This window comes from Pseudarthrobacter raffinosi, assembly GCF_023913835.1.
Lineage (GTDB): Bacteria > Actinomycetota > Actinomycetes > Actinomycetales > Micrococcaceae > Arthrobacter > Arthrobacter raffinosi.
The window spans coordinates 26,274-44,482 of record NZ_JAMXBG010000017.1 but is presented as its reverse complement, the minus strand read 5'-3'; the positions used below and the strand labels follow the sequence as shown (position 1 = coordinate 44,482).

Here is an 18,209-nt window from a genome sequence, read left to right as displayed (position 1 = left end):
ACGCGTGAAAACTCCGGTCCGCCGGCCCCGGCACCTCAGCTGAGGTTTGCGACAGACGGGTACAGCGGGTGGGCGGCGGCGAGTGCCTCTACCCGGTGACGCAGGCCGGAAAGTTCCGCGTCGGCGTCGGCAATCAATGCCTCGGCGATGATGTCCGCAACTTCACGGAAAGCTGCCTCGCCGAAACCACGGGTGGCCAGCGCGGGGGTGCCGATCCGGAGGCCGGAGGTGACCATCGGAGGGCGCGGGTCGAACGGTACGGCGTTGCGGTTGACGGTGATGTCAATCGCGGCGAGGCGGTCCTCGGCCTGCTGGCCATCCAACTCGCAGTTGCGCAGGTCAACCAGGACCAGGTGGACGTCGGTGCCGCCGGAGATCACGTTGATGCCCTTGGCGGTGACGTCCGGCTGGACCAGGCGGTCGGCCAGGATGCTGGCGCCGGCGAGGACGCGCTCCTGGCGTTCCTTGAACTCCGGCGTTGCTGCGATCTTGAAGGCCACGGCCTTGCCGGCGATGACGTGCTCCAGCGGGCCGCCCTGCTGTCCGGGGAAGACAGCCGAGTTGATCTTCTTGGCGATCGCGGCGTCGTTGGAGAGGATGATGCCGCCGCGCGGACCGGCGAGGGTCTTGTGCGTGGTGGACGTGGTGACGTGGGCGTGCGGCACGGGGCTCGGGTGCAGGCCAGCTGCCACCAGACCGGCGAAGTGCGCCATGTCCACCATCAGGAAGGCACCCACCAGATCGGCGATCCGGCGGAACTCGGCGAAGTCCAGCTGGCGGGCGTAGGCCGACCAGCCGGCGACAATCAGCTGCGGCTTGTGCTCCAGCGCCAGGCGCTCCACCTCGGCCATGTCAATGGTGTGGGTGTCTTCGCGGACCTGGTACGGGACCACGTTGTATAGCTTGCCGGAGAAGTTGATCTTCATGCCGTGGGTCAGGTGGCCGCCGTGGGCCAGGTTCAGGCCCATGATGGTATCGCCCGGCTTGATCAGCGCGTGCATGACCGAGGCGTTGGCCTGGGCGCCGGAGTGCGGCTGCACGTTGGCGAACTCGGCACCGAACAGGGCCTTGACGCGGTCGATGGCCAGCTGCTCGATGACGTCCACGTGCTCGCAGCCACCGTAGTAGCGCTTGCCCGGGTAGCCCTCGGCGTACTTGTTGGTCAGGACCGAGCCCTGCGCCTGCATCACGGCAACGGCCGTGTGGTTCTCGGAGGCGATCATTTCCAGGCCATTGCGCTGGCGGCGCAGTTCGTCGTCGATCTTGACGGCGATCTCGGGGTCCAGCACCGACAGGTCGGTGTCCAGGCTCGCGGAAACTACCTGCTCAAAAACTGCGGTGCCTGCTGCAGCGGGGCTCACAGTTCGCCACCGTTTACTTCGGCGTATTCCTGGGCGGACAGCAGCGGGCCCTCGGACTCGACGGTCACCTTGAACAGCCAGCCGGCACCGTACGGATCGGAGTTGATCAGTGCAGGATCGCCGATGGCGTCTTCGTTGATTTCCGTGACCTCGCCCGTCACCGGGGAGTACAGGTCAGAGACGGACTTGGTGGACTCGATCTCGCCGCAGGTCTCCCCCGCGGTCACTGTGGAGCCAACCTCGGGCAGGTCCACGTAGACGATGTCGCCCAGCGCCTCAGCGGCAACAGCGGACACGCCAACAACGGACGGACCAGAGCCATCAAAGGCGATCCACTCGTGCTCAGCGGAGTACTTCAGTTCAGCGGCAACCTTAGCCATGTGTGTTCCTTACGTTCGAAATCTGTGGGTGGTCGAGTTGGGCCGGGCGTTCCCCGATATCCTCTGCATGCTGCTCGTTCCTCGCTTTGACGCATGCTGCCGGATACCGCGGACCCCCCGAGGGGCCGGCGGGACGGGGTTTTCGAAAGCGTGCGTCAGAGCGACGAAGGAGCAGCACGCGTGAAAACTCCGGCCTGCCGGTTCCGGACTTGGCTTACTTTTGGCGCTTGTAGAACGGCAGGGCGACAACCTCGAAAGGCTCTGCCTTGCCGCGCAGGTCGATGTCCAGGGCGGTGCCAACCTCGGCGTGCTCGACGTCGACATAGGCCATCGCGACCAGGTAGCCGAGGGTGGGGCTGGGCTGGCCGGAGGTGACTTCGCCAACCACTGCGCCGCCCTTGAGCACCGGGTAGTGCCCGCGGCCGGCGCGACGGCCGAGACCTTTCAAGCCCACCAGCTTACGCTTTGACCCGGCTTCCTTGGCGGCTTCCAGGGCGGCGCGGCCCACGAAGTCGCCTTCCTTGCTCTTGAGCGCCACAACGCCACCCAGGCCGGCGTCGAACGGTGACCCTTCGAGGGAAAGCTCGTTGCCGTACAGCGGCATGCCCGCTTCGAGGCGGAGCGAATCGCGGGAGGCGAGGCCGCACGGGACGATGCCGAACTCGGCCCCCGCTTCGGCGACGGATGCCCACAGGGAGGCGGCGCCGTCGTTCGCTACAAAGAGCTCGAAGCCGTCCTCGCCGGTGTAACCGGTGCGGGCCAGGATGACGTTGTGGCCGGCCACGGTGAGTTCGTTGAACGCGTAGTACTTCAGGTCTGTGACGAGCGGGTGCTGGGCCTCAGCGGTCAGCTTGAGCAGGATGGCCTCTGCCTTGGGACCCTGGACCGCGATCAGCGACGTGATGGCGGAGGCGTCCTCCACCTTCACGTTGAACGCCGTGGCGCGTTCGGCCAGGGCGACGGCGACGGTGGGGGCGTTGCCCGCGTTGGGGACCACGAGGTATTTCTCGTCGCCGAAACGGTAGACGATGAGGTCATCGATGATGCCGCCGTCGGCGTTGCAGATGAGCGAGTACTTGGCCTTCCCGTCCGCGATGGCGGAGAGTTTGCCCACCAGTGCGTAGTCCAGGAACGCGCCGGCTTCCAGGCCGGAGACCCAGACTTCGCCCATGTGGGAGAGGTCGAACAGGCCGGCAGCCTTGCGCACAGCGTGGTGCTCGGCCAGCTCGGAGCTGTACTTCAGGGGCATCTGCCAGCCACCGAAATCGGTGAAGGAAGCGCCGAGTTTCTTGTGCTCTTCGTAGAGAGCGGTGTAGTTCTCAGTCATTGTGAAAGCCTTTCATACGAGACTAGTTCGCGAATTCTTCGATGGGCGGGCAGGAGCAGATCAGGTTGCGGTCCCCGGCTGCGCCGTCGATGCGGCCGACGGGCGGGAAGTACTTGTCCTGCTTGAGGTGGTGGACCGGGAAGGCGGCCTGCTCACGCGGGTACTCGCGGGCCCAGTCGGAAGATACGACGGCGGACGCGGTGTGGGGTGCGTGGCGCAGCGGGCTGTTCTCGACAGTGAAGTCGCCGTTGGCCACCTGGTCGATTTCCTTGCGGATGGTGATCATCGCGTCGATGAACCGGTCGATCTCCACAAGGTCCTCGGACTCGGTGGGCTCCACCATCAGCGTGCCCGCCACCGGGAACGCGAGGGTGGGGGCGTGGAAGCCATAATCGATCAGGCGCTTGGCCACGTCCTCCGCGGTGACGCCGGTCCTGGCCGTCAGGTCGCGCAGGTCCAGGATGCACTCGTGCGCCACCAGCCCACCCTCGCCGGTGTAGAGAACCGGGAAGTACTCATTCAGGCGGGCCGCAACATAGTTCGCCGCCAGCAGCGCCGACTTCGTGGCCTCGGTCAGGCCCTCGGCACCCATCAGCTTCACGTAGGCCCAGGAGATGGGCAGGACGCCGGCGGAGCCGTAGTTGGATGCGCTGATGGCCACGCCGTGGCCGGCTTCGTGCGCTGCCTTGTTGGCGTCACCGGGCATAAACGGTGCCAGGTGCGCCTTGGCTGCGACCGGGCCAACGCCGGGGCCGCCGCCGCCGTGCGGGATGCAGAAGGTCTTGTGCAGGTTCAGGTGCGAGACGTCGCCGCCGAACTTGCCCGGCTGTGCCAGGCCGACAAGGGCGTTGAGGTTGGCGCCGTCGACGTAGACCTGGCCGCCGGCAGCGTGCACGGCGTCGCAGATTTCGGTGACGTCGGCGTCGTAGACGCCGTGGGTGGAGGGGTAGGTGATCATGATCGCCGAGAGGACGTCCTTGTTGGCCTCGATCTTGGCATTCAGGTCAGCGTGGTCGATGCTGCCGTCAGGCGCCGTTGCCACAACGACAACCTTCATGCCGGCCAGGACAGCGGAGGCGGCGTTGGTGCCGTGGGCCGAGGCCGGGATCAGGCAGACCGTGCGCTGGTCATCGCCGCGGGATAGGTGGTAGCCGCGGATGGCCAGCAGGCCGGCGAGCTCGCCCTGGGACCCGGCATTCGGCTGCAGGGACACCTGGTCGTACCCGGTGATTTCCGCGAGGTCAGCTTCCAGCCCGCCGATGAGTTCGCGCCAGCCCACGGTCTGGGAATCCGGGGCGAACGGGTGGATCGAGGCGAACTCCGGCCAGGAAATGGCCTCCATCTCTGCCGTGGCGTTCAGCTTCATCGTGCAGGAACCCAGCGGGATCATGGTGCGGTCCAGGGCCAGGTCGCGGTCACTCAGCCGGCGGATGTAGCGCAGCAGCTGGGTCTCGGAACGGTGCGTGTTAAACACGGGGTGCTGCAGGTACTCGGAAGTGCGGAGCACCGATTCGGGCAGTTCAAAGCCCTTCGCGTCCACAACCGGACCGGCACCGAAGGCGACGGCGATCGCGGAGAGGACATCCGTCGTCGTAGTTTCATCAGCGGAGACGCCGATGGTGTCCTCGTCGATGTGGCGCAGGTTGATGCCACGTGCTTCGGCGGCGGCGATGACCTTGCCGGCCTTGCCCGGGACGCGGACCGTGACTGTGTCGAAAAAGGTCTCGGTGACCAGTTCGCGGCCGGCGACCTTCAGCGTGGTCGCCAGGGTGCGGGCGTTGTGGTGGACCTGCTCGGCGATTGCCTTGAGACCGTCGGGGCCGTGGTAGACGGCGTAGAACGAGGAAACGATGGCCAGCAGTGCCTGCGCGGTGCAGATGTTGGACGTGGCCTTCTCACGGCGGATGTGCTGCTCCCGGGTCTGCAGCGCCAGACGGTAGGCGGGGGTCCCGGCGTCGTCCTTGGAGACTCCGACGAGGCGGCCCGGCATGGACCGCTCCAGGCCCTTCGCCACCGCCATGTAGGCCGCGTGCGGTCCGCCGAAGAACAACGGCACACCAAAACGCTGGGTCGAGCCGACGGCGATGTCCGCGCCCTGCTCCCCCGGAGGCGTGATCAGCGTCAGCGCCAACAGGTCGGCAGCGACCGTGACGAGGGCGCCGCGCTCCTTGGCTGCAGCGATCACGTCGGCGTGGTTGAAGACCCGGCCCGAGACGCCCGGCTGCTGCAGCACAATCCCGTTGATAACGCCGTCGGGCAGGCCCTTGGACAGGTCAGCGACCTCCACCTCAAAGCCCAGGGCTTCGGCGCGGCCCTTCACGATCGCGATGGTCTGCGGCAGGCAATCGGCATCCAGGACCGTCTTGCCGTCCCGGGCCTCCTTGTTCTTGTTCGCCCGGCGCATCATCAGGACGGCCTCGGCCACGGCGGTGGCTTCATCCAGCAGCGACGCGTTGGCGATGGGCAGGCCAACGAGGTCCTGGACCATGGTCTGGAAGTTCAGCAGCGCCTCCAGGCGGCCCTGCGAAATCTCCGGCTGGTACGGCGTGTACGCGGTGTACCAGGCCGGGGCCTCCAGGATGTTCCGCCGGATCACCGCAGGCGTGACCGTGTCGTAGTAACCCTGGCCGATCATCTGGACAGCCGTCTTGTTCTTCGCCGCGAGCTTCCGCAGCTCCGCAAGGACCTCAACCTCACTGAGGGCGTCCTTAAGGGCCAGCGGCTTGGCCTGGCGGATGGAGTCGGGGACGGCAACGTCCACGAGGCCGTCAACGCTGTCATAGCCAACGGCCTTGAGCATGGCGTCAATATCGGCCTGGCGGCGCGCACCAATATGACGATCGGCAAAGGTGGAAGGGGACGACTGGATGGTCATGAAGGAACTCCATAATTCAGGTGGCGCGCTGGGTACGCCACATTGATTCGGGTTCCTCCCCGCTCTGTATTGGACCTGAGAGTTTCCGCGCCACCTGCTTTTACAGGGTGACGCTTGCACCGTCGGTGAGCCCGTTGCCGGACTACTTTCCAGAGTTGCCTAACCGCGGCGGTACGTGGGCCTGAGAGATTCCCGGAGAGGATTTGCTCCTACGGCGCCTGCTGAACGTACCGGCAGGACTCTCCCGCCGCAGATCAAAAGCATGTGCCACTTCGTCAGTGACACGTCTCACAGGTTAGCCCGATTTCGGGCGGCGTGCAAGATTTCCGCCGGCGACGGCGTCACATCACCATCGGTTGCTCCGTAAAGGCCCTTTTGGGAGCCCTTAAGGGCCCCTACGGAGCAATCGATGGGAAATCGGGTCATCCCGGCACTCCGCACAATGAGGCGCGCGACGAGGTCTGGGAGGAGCTGCTCACCATCATGGAGGACAAGCACGACGGCGGCGACCTCCCCGAAGGCGTGCTGCGCAGGGCGCTGGCGCGGAACGCGGAATTGGTCGAAGCGTTCAGCAGGGCATGGCCGCCGCTCAACTACAGCGCGCTTGTGGGGGACCTCTGGCGGGTGCCCGCCTACCTGCGCCTGTGCGCCCCCTGGCTCAGTCCCGACGAGGTGCAGAAGCTGCAGCGCCAGGACCCGCACGCCTGGACCACGTCCGACCTGCCGCTCCTGGACGCGGCCCGGCAACGGCTCGGCGACCCCGAGGCGTCACGCCGCAAGCGCCGGCAGGACGCCGCCCTGGCCGCTGAGTGTGAGCTGATGGACCGGGTGGTTGATGCTCCGCTGCCCGTCCCGGAGCTTCACCGTCGTGGGGGACCGCGCCCAGGCCAGGCACGGGTTTGCCGAGTCGTGGCTGGAACGGCTCGAACGGGTCGGATTGACGAACGTGAACCTGGCGAGCCTCAGCATCAACTACCGGACGCCGGAAGAGGTCATGGCAGAAGCCGAGCCGGTCATCCGGGCCGTCGTCCCGGACGCCAACGTGCCCACCTCGATCCGGAGCAGCGGCCTTCCCGTCGTCCACGGATCCACACTGCAGCTGGGCTCGATCCTCGACACCTGGCTCGCCGAGCACGACGACGGGACCGCCTGCGTCATCAGCACCACTGACGCGGGACACGGCCCGTTCCTGGCGACGTCCCGCGCCAGGTGGCTGTCCCCGGAACTGGTGAAGGGGCTCGAGTTCGACCTGGTGGTCCTCGTGGACCCGGAGGGCTTCGGTCCGGGCATCGAAGGAGCGGTAGACCGCTATGTCGCGATGACCCGGGCGACCCGGCAGCTCGTCATCCTCACAAGCCCCTGATGTCGGCCCAGCAGGCGATTAGCCCGGACTGCTAGGCTGGTCGAAGTTTCACCACTTTCACCACTTTCACCTAGTTTCACCCGGAGGCGTCTGTGCAGAATCCTTTCAAACCCACTGCCGGAGCCACCCCTCCGGACCTAATCGGCAGAGCCGGGCTGCTGGACGAATTCGAATACGGCTTGCAACAGGGATCGGGTGCTCCGGGGCTGCTCACGATCATTACGGGATCCCGGGGCATTGGCAAGACCGTAATGCTCGGTGCCGCGGAGGCGATCGCCAGAGATCACGGATGGGCCGTGATCTCCCGAACGGCCAATCCGGGATTCCTGGCAAAGATCGGCGACGACATGCTCCGACTTGCAGACGAGTTCGGGGACGGTCCGCCGACGCGGAAGATCACGGCTTTCTCCGCCGCAGGGTTCGGGTTGACCACGCAACTCCCGCAGGAACGCTTTCCGGATTGGCGGCGGACCGGCGAGGAACTCCTGCGACTGCTGGACGCAAAGGGAACGGGCTTAGTCATCACTATTGACGAGATCCATGCCGTCGACCGGACAGAAATCTCGCAGTTGGCTGCCGACGTCCAACACTTCATTCGCGACGGCCTGCCGATCGGCCTGATCTTCGCCGGCCTCCCCTCGGCCGTGTCTGATCTTCTTAACGAAGGCGTAGCCACCTTCCTGCGGCGGGCCGACAGGATCAACCTGCACGAAGCGGCCGTCGCCGAAGTCACCGCCTCTTACCAGGAACTTTTCAGCGAAGGAGGCATCGGCGTCTCCCCGGAGCTGATCAGCGAGGCGGCGGCGGCCACAGAGGGCTACCCGTTCCTTATTCAGCTCGTCGGCTATTACCTCTGGATGGAGGCTGGTAAGTCGGGCTGGACGTTGGATCAGCGCGGCGTCCGCGCCGCCATCGCGGCCGCGCTGCGACGGAACACCCTGGTTGTTGTCGAGTCCGCACTTTCGGACATCTCTGACAAGGACCGCGAGTTCCTCGATGCGATGGCCCAGCAGGATGGCCCTTCGTCAGCTGCCCAGATCGGGAACATCATCAAGTCCAAACCCAATCTGGTCTCCAAGTACCGGAACAGGCTCATCGCAGCCGGGCTGATCGAGTCTGCCGGCTACGGGAAGGTCGACTTTGCCATCCCCGGACTGCGCCAACACCTTCGAGGGTAGAGCCGTCCACGGCCTATCACGTGATGAATCCTCCTGATCTCGATGCCGTAGAGACGGCTGCGCCATGTCGGCGCAGCCGCCCGCCCGGGTGGGTGGTGATCAGCGGGTGTGGTGCGATGCCTGGAGCTCAAACACCGGTGTGGGCAGCCCCTCCAGCCGGGCCTTGAGCTGCAGGGCCAGGTAGTTGGAATAGTGCCGGCTCTGGTGCAGGTTGCCGCCATGGATCCAGAGGTTCTCCACGTTGGTGGGCTTCCACATGTTCCGCAGCTCGCCCTCCCAGGGGCCAGGGTCCTTGGGCGTTTCGGAGCCGAAACCCCAGCACTTGCCCACCCTGTCAGCCACCTCGGGTGAGACAAGGTCAGCGAGCCAGCCGTTCATCGAACCGTAGCCGGTGGCGTAGATGATCACGTCGGCTTCCAGCTCGGTGCCGTTGTCCATGACCACGGCGTTGCCGGTGATCTTGCTGACCTGGCCGTTGGCGAGTTTCACGCGGCCGTCGATGATCAGCTGGGAGGCGCCGACGTCGATGTAGTAGCCGGAGCCACGCCGCAGGTACTTCAGGAACAGCCCCGAACCGTCCACTCCGAAGTCCAGCTCGAAACCCGCAGCCTCGAGCTGGGTGTAGAAACCGGCGTCCCGCTTTGCCATCTCCTGATAGACCGGGATCTGGGCCTCCGGGAGGATCCGGTACGGCAGCGAGGCGAACAGGAGGTCGGCCTTCTCCGTGGTGACGCCGTTGGCCAGCGCCTTCTCCGAGTAGAGGTCGCCGAGGGCCAGGTCCATGAGGGACTCACTGCGGGCAATGTGGGTGGACGAGCGCTGGATCATGGTGACGTCGGCGCCGTGCTCCCAGAGGTCGGCGCAGATGTCGTGGGCCGAGTTGTTTGACCCGATCACCACGGCCTTCTTGCCCGTCCAGTCGCCGCCACCGGGGTGCTTGGAGGAGTGGTACTGCTCCCCCAGGAAGCACTCGGCGCCGTCGAACGCTGGCACGTTGGGGTAACCGGAGACGCCCAAGGCGAAGACGAGCTGTTTGGGACGCAAGGTGACCGGTGCGCCGTCGCGGATGACCTGGACGACCCATTCTTGGGCGTCCTCGTCGTAGCGGGCGTTGGTGCATTCGGTGCTGGACCAGTAGTTCAGCTCCATGATGCGGGTGTAATGCTCCAGCCAGTCGCCGATCTTGTCCTTGGCCGCGAACACAGGCCAGTCTTCCGGGAACTTCAGGTACGGCAGGTGGTCGTACCAGACGGGGTCGTGCAGGTGCAGGGACTTGTAGCGGTTGCGCCAGGAGTCGCCGGGCTTTTCGTTCTTCTCAATGATGAGGGTGGGCACGCCGAGCCGGCGCAGCCGGGCGCCGAGGCCGATCCCGCCCTGCCCGCCGCCGATGATCACGGTGTAGGGCTGGTCCTCGTAGCCGAGCCTGGCTTCCTGCTCCTCCTTCAGTTCCAGCCAGGACTTGCGGCCCTTGCTGATGTGGTGGGCCACGCCCTTCTCACGATTGGCGCCCTTCTTTTCCTCGAAGCCCTTCAGCTCCTGCATGGTGGTAAGCAGGGTCCAGCACTTGCCGTTGCGCAGGCGCAGATGAGCGTAGCCGCGGGCCTGCGAGGTCTCGAAGTTGACCCAGGCCTCTGTACCGGCAGCGTCCCCGGTGGCGTCCTCGGCCAGGGTCCAGTTGGACGGCTGAATGTCCTCCAAGGTGGCGTCCAGCATGCTCCTGATCTGGTCCTTGCCCTCGAGCGTTTTGAGATTCCAGGTGAAGGATACGAAGTCGCGCCAATACGATTCGTCCTCGAACAATTCCAGTGCTGCCTCGGTGTTGTGGCTGCGCAGCGCGTCGTCGAACTGCGCCAGCCAAGCCTCGGCTATGCCATTTGCGGTCTCAGGCATGTCTCCTCTTTCCATTGCTGACGATGAGTCATTGCCCGGTTCCATAACAGCCGACCGGGTGGTGACTCGCATCACAAGTAAATGTCGCGGGGGGTTACAATCGGGTTACACGGGCCTCCCCCCTTTCCTGCGGGGTCTTCGGGCAGATCGATTCGACGGCAAGTTGGGAGTAGACGCATGCAGCACGCGTTGGCGCCTGATCCCGGGCTCCGTTTCTCCTCTCCCCTGGAGTACGCCAGGACGCTCCGCAGCGCGCAGGATGCCACGCTGGCCGGCTCGCCGGATCCTGCGTTTTCGCCGTCATTGCTTGAGTCGTGGCGCCGCTCCCTGGCTCTGGGAATCAACCCCGAGCAGCACAGTCCGGTGCATCTGCATGACGTTTCTGAAGCCCGTTCTTTGGGCGCCGGACACCGCCTGGCATCCGTGGTTCCGGCGTTGTCCCAGATGCTCGCCGATGAGTCCGCCGCGGGCCGCCACCTGCTGATCGTCACTGACCATCTGGGCGAGGTGCTGTGGCGGGTCGGCAGCGGGTCAGCGTTGCGGCAGGCCGACTCACTGGAGTTTGTGGAAGGTGCCGACTGGTCCGAGTCCGGCATCGGCACCAATGCCATCAGCGAGGCGCTTATTACCGGGGGCCCGGCCCAGTTGTTTTCGGCCGAGCACCTGGTGCGGACCCACCACGACTGGGCCTGCACCGCCGCCCCGATCCGCGACCCTTTCAGCGGGGAGATCGTCGGCGTGCTGGATGTTTCGGGGCCGATCGACACCGTGACGCCGGACAGCCTGCGGATGGTGCGTTGCGGCGTGCGGCTGGCCGAGGAGCTGTTGAGGTCCGCAGGCCCGACGGCGGAACTGAGTCCGCGTGCCGCCGTCGGACTTTCCCGTCCCGGCACCGCCTCTACGCTGTTCCTGCGGCTGCTCGGCGACAAGCCGACAGCAGAGCTCGACGGCGGCCGTGGCGTTCCGATCACGCTGCGCCGAGCCGAAATACTGGCGTTGCTGGCCTCGCGAACACAGGGCTGGAGCGCCGAAGAGCTGGCCTACCAGCTGCACGGCGAGGACGGAGCGGCCGCGACAATTCGGACGGAAATGCACCGGATCCGTGCGGTGTTGGGTGCCGTGGTGGAGCCCAATCCGTACCGTTTTGCCGCTGGCGTGACTGTGGTGTCCGACGCCGACGCTGTGGCCGGGTACTTGCGGGCCGGCCGCCTCGGCGAAGCGTTGGCGGCGTACCCGGCCCGCCTGCTCAACCGCTCGAATAACCTGGCCGTTGAGCTCATGCGTGACGAATTGAATGAGGCTGTTGCGGCCTCGGTCCGTTCCAGCGGAGATGCCGACCTGATCTCACGCTGGTGCGCCAGCGATATGGGCTCGTGCGACATCGCCGCCGCTTCCGCGTTGGCACGATTGACCGGTCCTGAGGACGCGCGTTTCCAGTTGGTGCGGGCCCGAATGGACCGGATTGATCGGGAGTTGCGGGCTTAAGTTTGGCGCCGCCCCCGATGTTGCACGGCACTAACCACAGCCGCTACCGGACGGCGTCGTCGAGCAACTGCCGGAACTGGGCTTCGGTGTTGAGGACGAGTTTTTCGCCGTTCAGGAAGAACGTCGGGGTGCCGGTAACACCGAGGGCTTTTCCGTCCGCGATGTCCCGGCGGATCCGTTCCTTGGTGTCCTCGGCGGCAACATCCTGATCGAACCGGGCCATGTCGAGGCCGAGGCCTTCCGCGTAGGTCCGGAAGAGGGCGGCCTGGGAGTCCTGCTTTTCGCCCCACTCGGGCTGGGTCGCGAAAAGCTTCGTGACCATCGGTTCGTAGTGGCCCTGACGCGCGGCGGCTTCGACAGCGAGCGCTGCCGTGCCGGAGTTCGGGTGTCCGGGCAGGGGGAAGTAGCGGAGGACGAACGTGATCCGGTCCCCGTAGTCCTCCTTCAGCTCCGTCACCAAAGGCTCGGCGGCGCGGCAGGCCTCGCACTCGAAGTCCAGAAACTCAACCAGCTGGGCTTTCTCGGCCGGTGGGCTGGTGAGCCGGTGGCTGTCTTCCCTCACCACCGGGGAATCAGCGGCCGCCGGGGGCACGGGCGTGGCGGGTTTGTTCGCGGTAAACACGGCGAACCAGATCAGACCCACAGCCACGAGGACCGCCAGAATGGTCCAGATAGCGACGCGGACGTTGCGCGCGACAGTGACGGCACTCATCGGCCAGTGTTCCCCCTCAGCTTAGAACCCAGTACCTCAATCATAGCCAGAGCGCCACCGCACCGACGGTTTTGACCTGCGGCTACTCCGGTTCGCGCGACGCATCGCTGAGGCGCTCCACCAGCCGGTGCGCAACCGCAAAGCCGCGCGTCCCAGGCTTCCCCGCGTCCGGGCTGACGGCACCCACGTCCGCGCCGTCGTCGGCCATCACACGCTCCCACCTGTACAACTCGTCAACGACGAACCGCCACGCCGGTGGCGGCAGCGCAACGGTAATCTCGTCATCGGTGGGCGGCCAGCCGCCCCAGCCGTCCTTATTCCGCGGGTGGGCGCGGGTTGCCGCCCAGCCCGCCGCGCGGATCGCGTGGCCCTGCCCGACGACGGTCTCGGCGCCGTCCACGGCAGCAATGGCGACGGTGTTGTCAATGGTCCCGTCGATGAACAGCCAGTCCTCCACGCTCATGGTCAACGCGAGCAGATCCTCCTCCTGGTTGTCCGCTCCGGGGTTCGTCACTGCGTCACTCCAACTGTTCCCATTCCACGAATCTAGACCAACATCATCCTTCACCGTAGGCACCAATGCCGGTCCGGGCATGATCCGCTTCGGACATCACGCCCGGACCGCCTGGGTTGAGCCGTCAGAGAACTTTGGAGAGGAACTCCTGGGTGCGGGCCTGCTGCGGATTGGCGATGACGTCGCGCGGCTTGCCGCTTTCGACGACGATGCCGCCGTCCATGAAGGTCAGGGTGTCTCCGACCTCGCGCGCGAAGCCGATCTCGTGGGTGACCACGATCATAGTCATGCCGGACTTGGCCAGGTCTTTCATCACGTTGAGCACTTCGCCCACGAGTTCCGGGTCCAGGGCCGAGGTCGGCTCGTCGAAGAGCATCAGTTCAGGCTCCATCGCCAATGCACGGGCGATGGCCACGCGCTGCTGCTGGCCACCGGAGAGCTGCGCGGGATAGTGGTTGGCGTGGTTTCCGAGACCGACACGGTCCAGAAGTTCCATCGCGCGTGATCTGGCCTTCACCTTGGATTGCCGCTTGACTTGGGTGGGCGCCTCGATAATGTTCTGTAGCGCCGTACGGTGCGGGAAGAGGTTGAAGCGCTGGAAGACCATGCCGATCTCCCGACGCTGGGCGGCGATCTCTTTGATGGTCAGGTCATGCAGGCGGCCGCGGTTCTCGCGGTAGCCGATCATTTCTTCGCGGACGTGGATCCGGCCGGCGCTGATGGTTTCCAGCATGTTGATGCAGCGCAGCAACGTGGACTTCCCGGACCCGGACGGGCCGATCAGGACGGAAACCTCGCCCTGCCGGACCGTCATGTCGATCCCGCGGAGCACATGGTGCTCTCCGAAGTACTTGTGGACCCCGTCAATCCGGACGAGGGCCTCCTTCGTCATGAGGTCGTTGGTGATGGTCACGGTAGCTCATCCTTTATTTTGGGTGCTTTGGCTGCGGCGGCCGCAGGGGTCGGCTTGACCGGGGCAGGGACGATGTTGTCCACGCCCTTTCCGAAGTGGCGCTCAACGTAGTACTGGCCCACCATCAGGATGCTGGTGATCACCAGGTACCAGAGGGCGGCCACGATCAGCAACGGAATGGGCAGGTAGCTGCGGTTGGCGATGCCGTTGGTTGCGAATGTCAGGTCCAGGGTGAACGGCACCGCGAGCACCAGCGAGGTGGTCTTGAGCATCCCGATGGTCTCATTGCCGGTGGGTGGCACGATGACGCGCATGGCCTGGGGCAGAATGATCCGCCACATGATTTTGGACTTGCGCATCCCCAGGGCCTCGGCGGCTTCCATCTGGCCGGAGTCGACGGACTTCAGGCCGGCGCGGAAAATTTCGGCCAGATAGGCTGACTCGTTCAACCCCAGTCCCAGGATTGCTGCCATGAAGGCGGTGATTACGTCCTGGGTGCTGAAGCTGAACAGTTCCGGTCCGAACGGAATCCCCAGGGCGATCTTGGGATAAAGAACGGAGATGAGGCCCCAGAACACCAGCTGGGTGTAGACCGGTGTGCCGCGGAAGAACCAGACCCAGGTCCAGCTCACGCCGCGGAACAGGGGATTGTCCGACTGGCGCATGAAGGCCAGGAGAATGGCCAGCAAGATGGCGATCGCCATCGAGAGGACTGTCAGCAGCAACGTCCAGCCGATGCCCTGGATGACGAGCACGTCCATGAAATAGGTGCCGACGATGTCCCAGCGGAAATTGGTATTGGTGACCAGGCTCTGGCCCAGCAGCGCGGCGAACAGCAGGATGAGGACGGCGCCGGCCCAGCGGCCGGGATGGCGGACCGGAACGGCGTCGATCAGTTCCGGTTTCCGGTGCGCGGCAATGGTCCTGCGGTCGCTGGTATCGGTGGGTGCGAGGCTGCTCAATTCCCTACCGCCGGGTTCACTTCAGACTTCGTGACGGCGCCCGTGGTGTTGCTCCAGGTGTCCAGGATTTTCCCGTAGGTCCCGTCGCTGATGAGTTTGTTCATGACGTTTTTCATGAGCTCGGACAGGGCGGTGTCGCTCTTGGCGACCGCGATACCTTGCGGTGCCGCAGCGTAAACATCGCCCAGGGGCTCCAGCTTGCCGCCGGTCTGCGAGAGGGCATAGCCGATGATGGGGGAATCGGCGGCCATGGCGTCGATGCTGCCGTTCACCAGACGGGTGGTCACATCTGTCTGCGTTTTCAAAGTGACGACGTTGACGCCCGGTTTTCCGGCATCCGTGCATGCCTTGGACCGGCCGGAGACGTCGGGGTCCTCCTGGGTGGTGCCGGTCTGCACCCCTACGGTTTTGCCGCAGATGTCATCGACGCTGAAATTCTTCGGGTTGCCCTTCTGGACGGCCCACAACGTGCCGGCATTGAAGTAGCTGACCATGTTGACGGCCTTCAGACGCTCCGCGTTGATTGTGAAGGAGGAGATTCCCAGATCGTACTTGGCACCGAGAGCGGGCAGGATTCCCGTGAATTCCGACGTCTGGACCTTGACCTTCAGGCCGAGGGTCGCACCGATGGCCTTGGCGAAATCCACGTTGTAGCCCACCGGGGTCTGGCCATCGGCGCCGCCCAGGGATTCGGCAGGTGCGTACGTTGTGTCGGCACCCACCGTGAGGGTGCCCTTGCTCCTGATGGCCTCAGGTACGCTCGCGGCGAGGGCATCGTCCCTGGCCACAGAGGCGGGATCAAAGCCAGTGGAACCCGGGGCAGCTCCCCCCGAGGTCTGTGATGCATTGGTGCAACCGGTCAGAGCAAGAAGGCCGATGGCGAGACTCGCCAGTGCCTTTGTCCTCTTGGACGGAGAAAACGACATTGTTTACCTCTTGGTTGGTGTGGCCCATGAATGGGATTGTTTTCTGACTGCCTGCACGCAGGTCGGCGTGCGGGCGCGCCGGTACTGGCGCTTGGTCGATCTCCCTACCTGCTTGCCGGTCGGGACATAGGTGAAAGATCAGACCAGGGGTAGGCGGGAACCGTTGAGTTCGGCGGCGGACCTGCTGAACAGGGCGGCCGAAGCGGCTCCGAGATCCTTCACATGGGTGAATCCCGGGAATTTCCGGTCGGGCTGGGAAGCCTTCATCTTGTCGTCGACGAGGGCCTTGACCACGAACACGACGGCAGCTGACCGCTGCGGTTGCCGGTGGTTCGTGCTGCCGGATTGTGAGCTGCGGAAGCCGTCGGCCACCGCCAGCGTCCAGGCCTCGGAAGCGGCCTTGATCGCTGCGTAGGCGGCACCACCTGCTGAGGGATTGGCAGCTGCCTGGGCAGACACGATGGCCAGCCGGCCCGCCGGGGACTTTTCAAGGTCGTCGTAGAAGGCGCGGCTGGTGTTTCGCAGTGTCGTCAGGACGCTGGTGTGCAGAAAGTCCCAGTCGGAGTCCTCCTGCCCAGGTATGCCGTCGCCGCCGCGCCAGCCGCCCACCAAGTGGATCAGGCCATCGAGGGGTCCAAGGTCCCGGCGGACCGAGGACGCCAGTTCCCGGACGGCCGCGGGTTCTGCGAGGTTGCAGGTGTAGCCGGTGACGTTGGGCCAGGACTGTGCGAGGTTTTGCACGCGCTCAGTGTCCAGGTCCACGGCGGCGACGCGGAATCCGGCGCCGCTGAGGGCCGATACGACGGCGGTCCCGGCCTCGCTGGTGGAGCCGGCCACCATGACCGTCCTGGGTCCGTCGGGAGCCATCATGCCGCGTCCTTGCGGCTGTTGCCGCCGTTGGGCTCGCCGGTGATTCCGGCCGTGGATTCGATGACGTTTCTCATCTTTTTCTCCAGTGCTTCGTAGAACATTGAAAGTGGGAACTCGTCATCAAGCACCTGGTCGGTCAGGCCCCGAGGAGGGCCGTCAAGGGCCAGCGCCTGGGGCCCCTTGGCCCAGTGGGATGCGGGGTTCGGGGTGACTGTGGCGCTGATGAATTCATAGGCCGCAAGCCAGTGAGCGGTTTTCGGGCGGTCAATTGAACGCCAGTACAGCTCCTCGATCCGCTTCCCGAGTTCGATAACTACTTCTGGCGCTTCCGACCAGTCGATGGACAGTTTCGAGTCCGTCCAATGAAGCACGTTGTGCTGGTGCATCCAGGCGAAAAGGAGCTGACCGCCAAGGCCGTGTAATTGCGGACCCGGTTTCCTGTCATCGCGAACCGGAAAATCCGGTCGAAGATTACGGCATACTGGACGAGTTTCGCGTGGTTTCGCGCCTCCGGCGGCGCGTTCTCATCCCTCTCGATACGGACGGATTCACGGAATGCCGTCAGATCGCACCGCAGCTCTTCCAGGGTGTAGAGAAAGTACGGCATCCTCTGCTTGATCATGAACGGATCAAACGGCAGATCCCCGCGCATGTGCGTCCTGTCATGGATCAGATCCCACATCACGAAGGTTTCCATGGCCAGCTGAGGGTCTTCAAGCAGCCGCCGCGCTCCGTCGGGGAGAGTGAGGGACGTGATGTCGCTGGCTGCGGCCACCACCCTCCGGAACCGCTCAGCCTCGCGATCCGCGAAAATACCACCCCAGGTGAACTGCGGCGTTTCACGGACGGCTACGCTCTCAGGAAACAACACCGCCGAGTTCGTGTCATAGCCTGGTGTGAAGTCGATGAAGCGAATGGGTACGAAAAGCTGGTTCGAATACTCTGCACCTTCGAGTTCAGCGATGAACTCCGGCCACACTACTTCGAACAGCACGGCCTCCACGAAGCGGTTCGGGCTGCCGTTCTGCGTATACATAGGGAAGACCACCAGATGCGGCAGTCCGTCGATTCGGTGCTGCTGTGGCTGGAATGCGAGCAGAGAATCCAGGAAGTCCGGGACCCCGAACGAGGAGGCAGCCCACCGCTCGAAGTCAACTTCGAGCCGGGCCAGATACTCCGCATCGTGCGGGAACGAAGGGGCCAAATCCCTGATTGAAGCGGTGATCGTGGCGACCTCGTACAGGGCGCGGTCATGGTCCCCCGGATCAGGTATCGAGCCGTCCTTCACCTGGATCTGCTGCAGTTCTCCGGCGGCCCGTTTCAGCTCGGTCCAGGACGAGTTTGAGGCAAGCAGGGTCCCTGTTGAGGAGCGGGATACGTTTTGTGCTTGTGTTGCAGTCATTGCTACGGCGTCCTTCCTTCTCTGTGACCCGCGTAACACTAGTGAACAGAA

Annotated in this window: 13 protein-coding genes, 2 pseudogenes and 1 riboswitch; of the genes and pseudogenes, 3 read left to right on the top strand and 12 right to left on the bottom strand. The window is 64.9% G+C overall.

All coding sequences use genetic code 11. The annotated features are described in order from the left end of the window. Positions 1–35 precede the first annotated feature (35 nt). From glyA to gcvP, 4 genes are all read right to left on the bottom strand, one after another. The gene (gene glyA / locus NG697_RS15750; protein ID WP_308293098.1) at positions 36–1,361 is read right to left on the bottom strand and encodes a serine hydroxymethyltransferase; all 1,326 of its coding nucleotides are present in this window, start codon (positions 1,359–1,361) and stop codon (positions 36–38) included. Next, positions 1,358–1,741 (bottom strand): glycine cleavage system protein GcvH, encoded by a 384-nt coding sequence (gene gcvH / locus NG697_RS15745; RefSeq protein WP_252598640.1) that lies wholly within the window; start codon positions 1,739–1,741, stop codon positions 1,358–1,360. The genes glyA and gcvH overlap by 4 nt, the downstream gene beginning before the upstream one ends. 214 nt (positions 1,742–1,955) lie before the next feature. After that, on the bottom strand, positions 1,956–3,068 hold the full coding sequence (gene gcvT / locus NG697_RS15740) for a glycine cleavage system aminomethyltransferase GcvT (protein ID WP_252614616.1): 1,113 nt from the start codon (positions 3,066–3,068) through the stop codon (positions 1,956–1,958). A gap of 22 nt (positions 3,069–3,090) precedes the next feature. Then, on the bottom strand, positions 3,091–5,943 hold the full coding sequence (gene gcvP, locus NG697_RS15735) for an aminomethyl-transferring glycine dehydrogenase (RefSeq protein ID WP_252614615.1): 2,853 nt from the start codon (positions 5,941–5,943) through the stop codon (positions 3,091–3,093). Positions 5,944–6,102: 159 nt separating this feature from the next. Next, a riboswitch (glycine riboswitch) is annotated at positions 6,103–6,200 on the bottom strand. A 160-nt stretch (positions 6,201–6,360) separates the two neighbouring features. Here gcvP and NG697_RS15730 point away from each other — a divergent pair. Both NG697_RS15730 and NG697_RS15725 read left to right on the top strand, forming a co-directional pair. Then, positions 6,361–7,306 (top strand): annotated as a pseudogene (locus tag NG697_RS15730) (helicase domain-containing protein); the annotation flags it as partial. Between the two features lie 92 nt (positions 7,307–7,398). Next, positions 7,399–8,484, top strand: coding sequence for a DUF8462 domain-containing protein (locus NG697_RS15725; RefSeq protein ID WP_252599942.1), 1,086 nt, complete (start codon positions 7,399–7,401; stop codon positions 8,482–8,484). 99 nt (positions 8,485–8,583) lie between these two features. Here NG697_RS15725 and NG697_RS15720 read toward each other — a convergent pair whose 3' ends face one another. Then, the gene (locus NG697_RS15720) at positions 8,584–10,374 is read right to left on the bottom strand and encodes an NAD(P)/FAD-dependent oxidoreductase (RefSeq protein ID WP_252614614.1); all 1,791 of its coding nucleotides are present in this window, start codon (positions 10,372–10,374) and stop codon (positions 8,584–8,586) included. A gap of 177 nt (positions 10,375–10,551) precedes the next feature. Between NG697_RS15720 and NG697_RS15715 the strand changes: the two genes are divergently transcribed. Beyond that, the gene (locus NG697_RS15715; RefSeq protein ID WP_252599940.1) at positions 10,552–11,859 is read left to right on the top strand and encodes a helix-turn-helix domain-containing protein; all 1,308 of its coding nucleotides are present in this window, start codon (positions 10,552–10,554) and stop codon (positions 11,857–11,859) included. Positions 11,860–11,902: 43 nt separating this feature from the next. On the opposite strand, the gene NG697_RS15710 is transcribed toward NG697_RS15715, so the two are convergent. The 7 genes and pseudogenes from NG697_RS15710 to NG697_RS15680 form a co-directional block, all read right to left on the bottom strand. Then, positions 11,903–12,571, bottom strand: a complete 669-nt coding sequence (locus NG697_RS15710; RefSeq protein WP_252599939.1) for a DsbA family protein — start codon at positions 12,569–12,571, stop codon at positions 11,903–11,905. A gap of 82 nt (positions 12,572–12,653) precedes the next feature. Then, on the bottom strand, positions 12,654–13,085 hold the full coding sequence (locus NG697_RS15705) for a hypothetical protein (protein ID WP_252599938.1): 432 nt from the start codon (positions 13,083–13,085) through the stop codon (positions 12,654–12,656). Between the two features lie 124 nt (positions 13,086–13,209). Next, positions 13,210–13,977 carry an amino acid ABC transporter ATP-binding protein gene (locus tag NG697_RS15700; protein WP_252599950.1) on the bottom strand — a complete coding sequence of 256 codons (768 nt, stop codon included), beginning with the start codon at positions 13,975–13,977 and terminating at the stop codon, positions 13,210–13,212. Positions 13,978–13,994: 17 nt separating this feature from the next. Further along, positions 13,995–14,960: an amino acid ABC transporter permease gene (locus tag NG697_RS15695; RefSeq protein WP_374209942.1), complete on the bottom strand. Its 966-nt coding sequence runs from the start codon at positions 14,958–14,960 to the stop codon at positions 13,995–13,997. Next, positions 14,957–15,748 carry an ABC transporter substrate-binding protein gene (locus tag NG697_RS15690; RefSeq protein ID WP_252599937.1) on the bottom strand — a complete coding sequence of 264 codons (792 nt, stop codon included), beginning with the start codon at positions 15,746–15,748 and terminating at the stop codon, positions 14,957–14,959. The genes NG697_RS15695 and NG697_RS15690 overlap by 4 nt, the downstream gene beginning before the upstream one ends. A gap of 276 nt (positions 15,749–16,024) precedes the next feature. Beyond that, on the bottom strand, positions 16,025–16,756 hold the full coding sequence (locus NG697_RS15685; RefSeq protein ID WP_308216174.1) for an SDR family NAD(P)-dependent oxidoreductase: 732 nt from the start codon (positions 16,754–16,756) through the stop codon (positions 16,025–16,027). Further along, a pseudogene (locus NG697_RS15680) lies at positions 16,753–18,158 on the bottom strand (DUF6421 family protein). The gene NG697_RS15685 and the pseudogene NG697_RS15680 overlap by 4 nt, the downstream one beginning before the upstream one ends. Positions 18,159–18,209 lie beyond the last annotated feature (51 nt).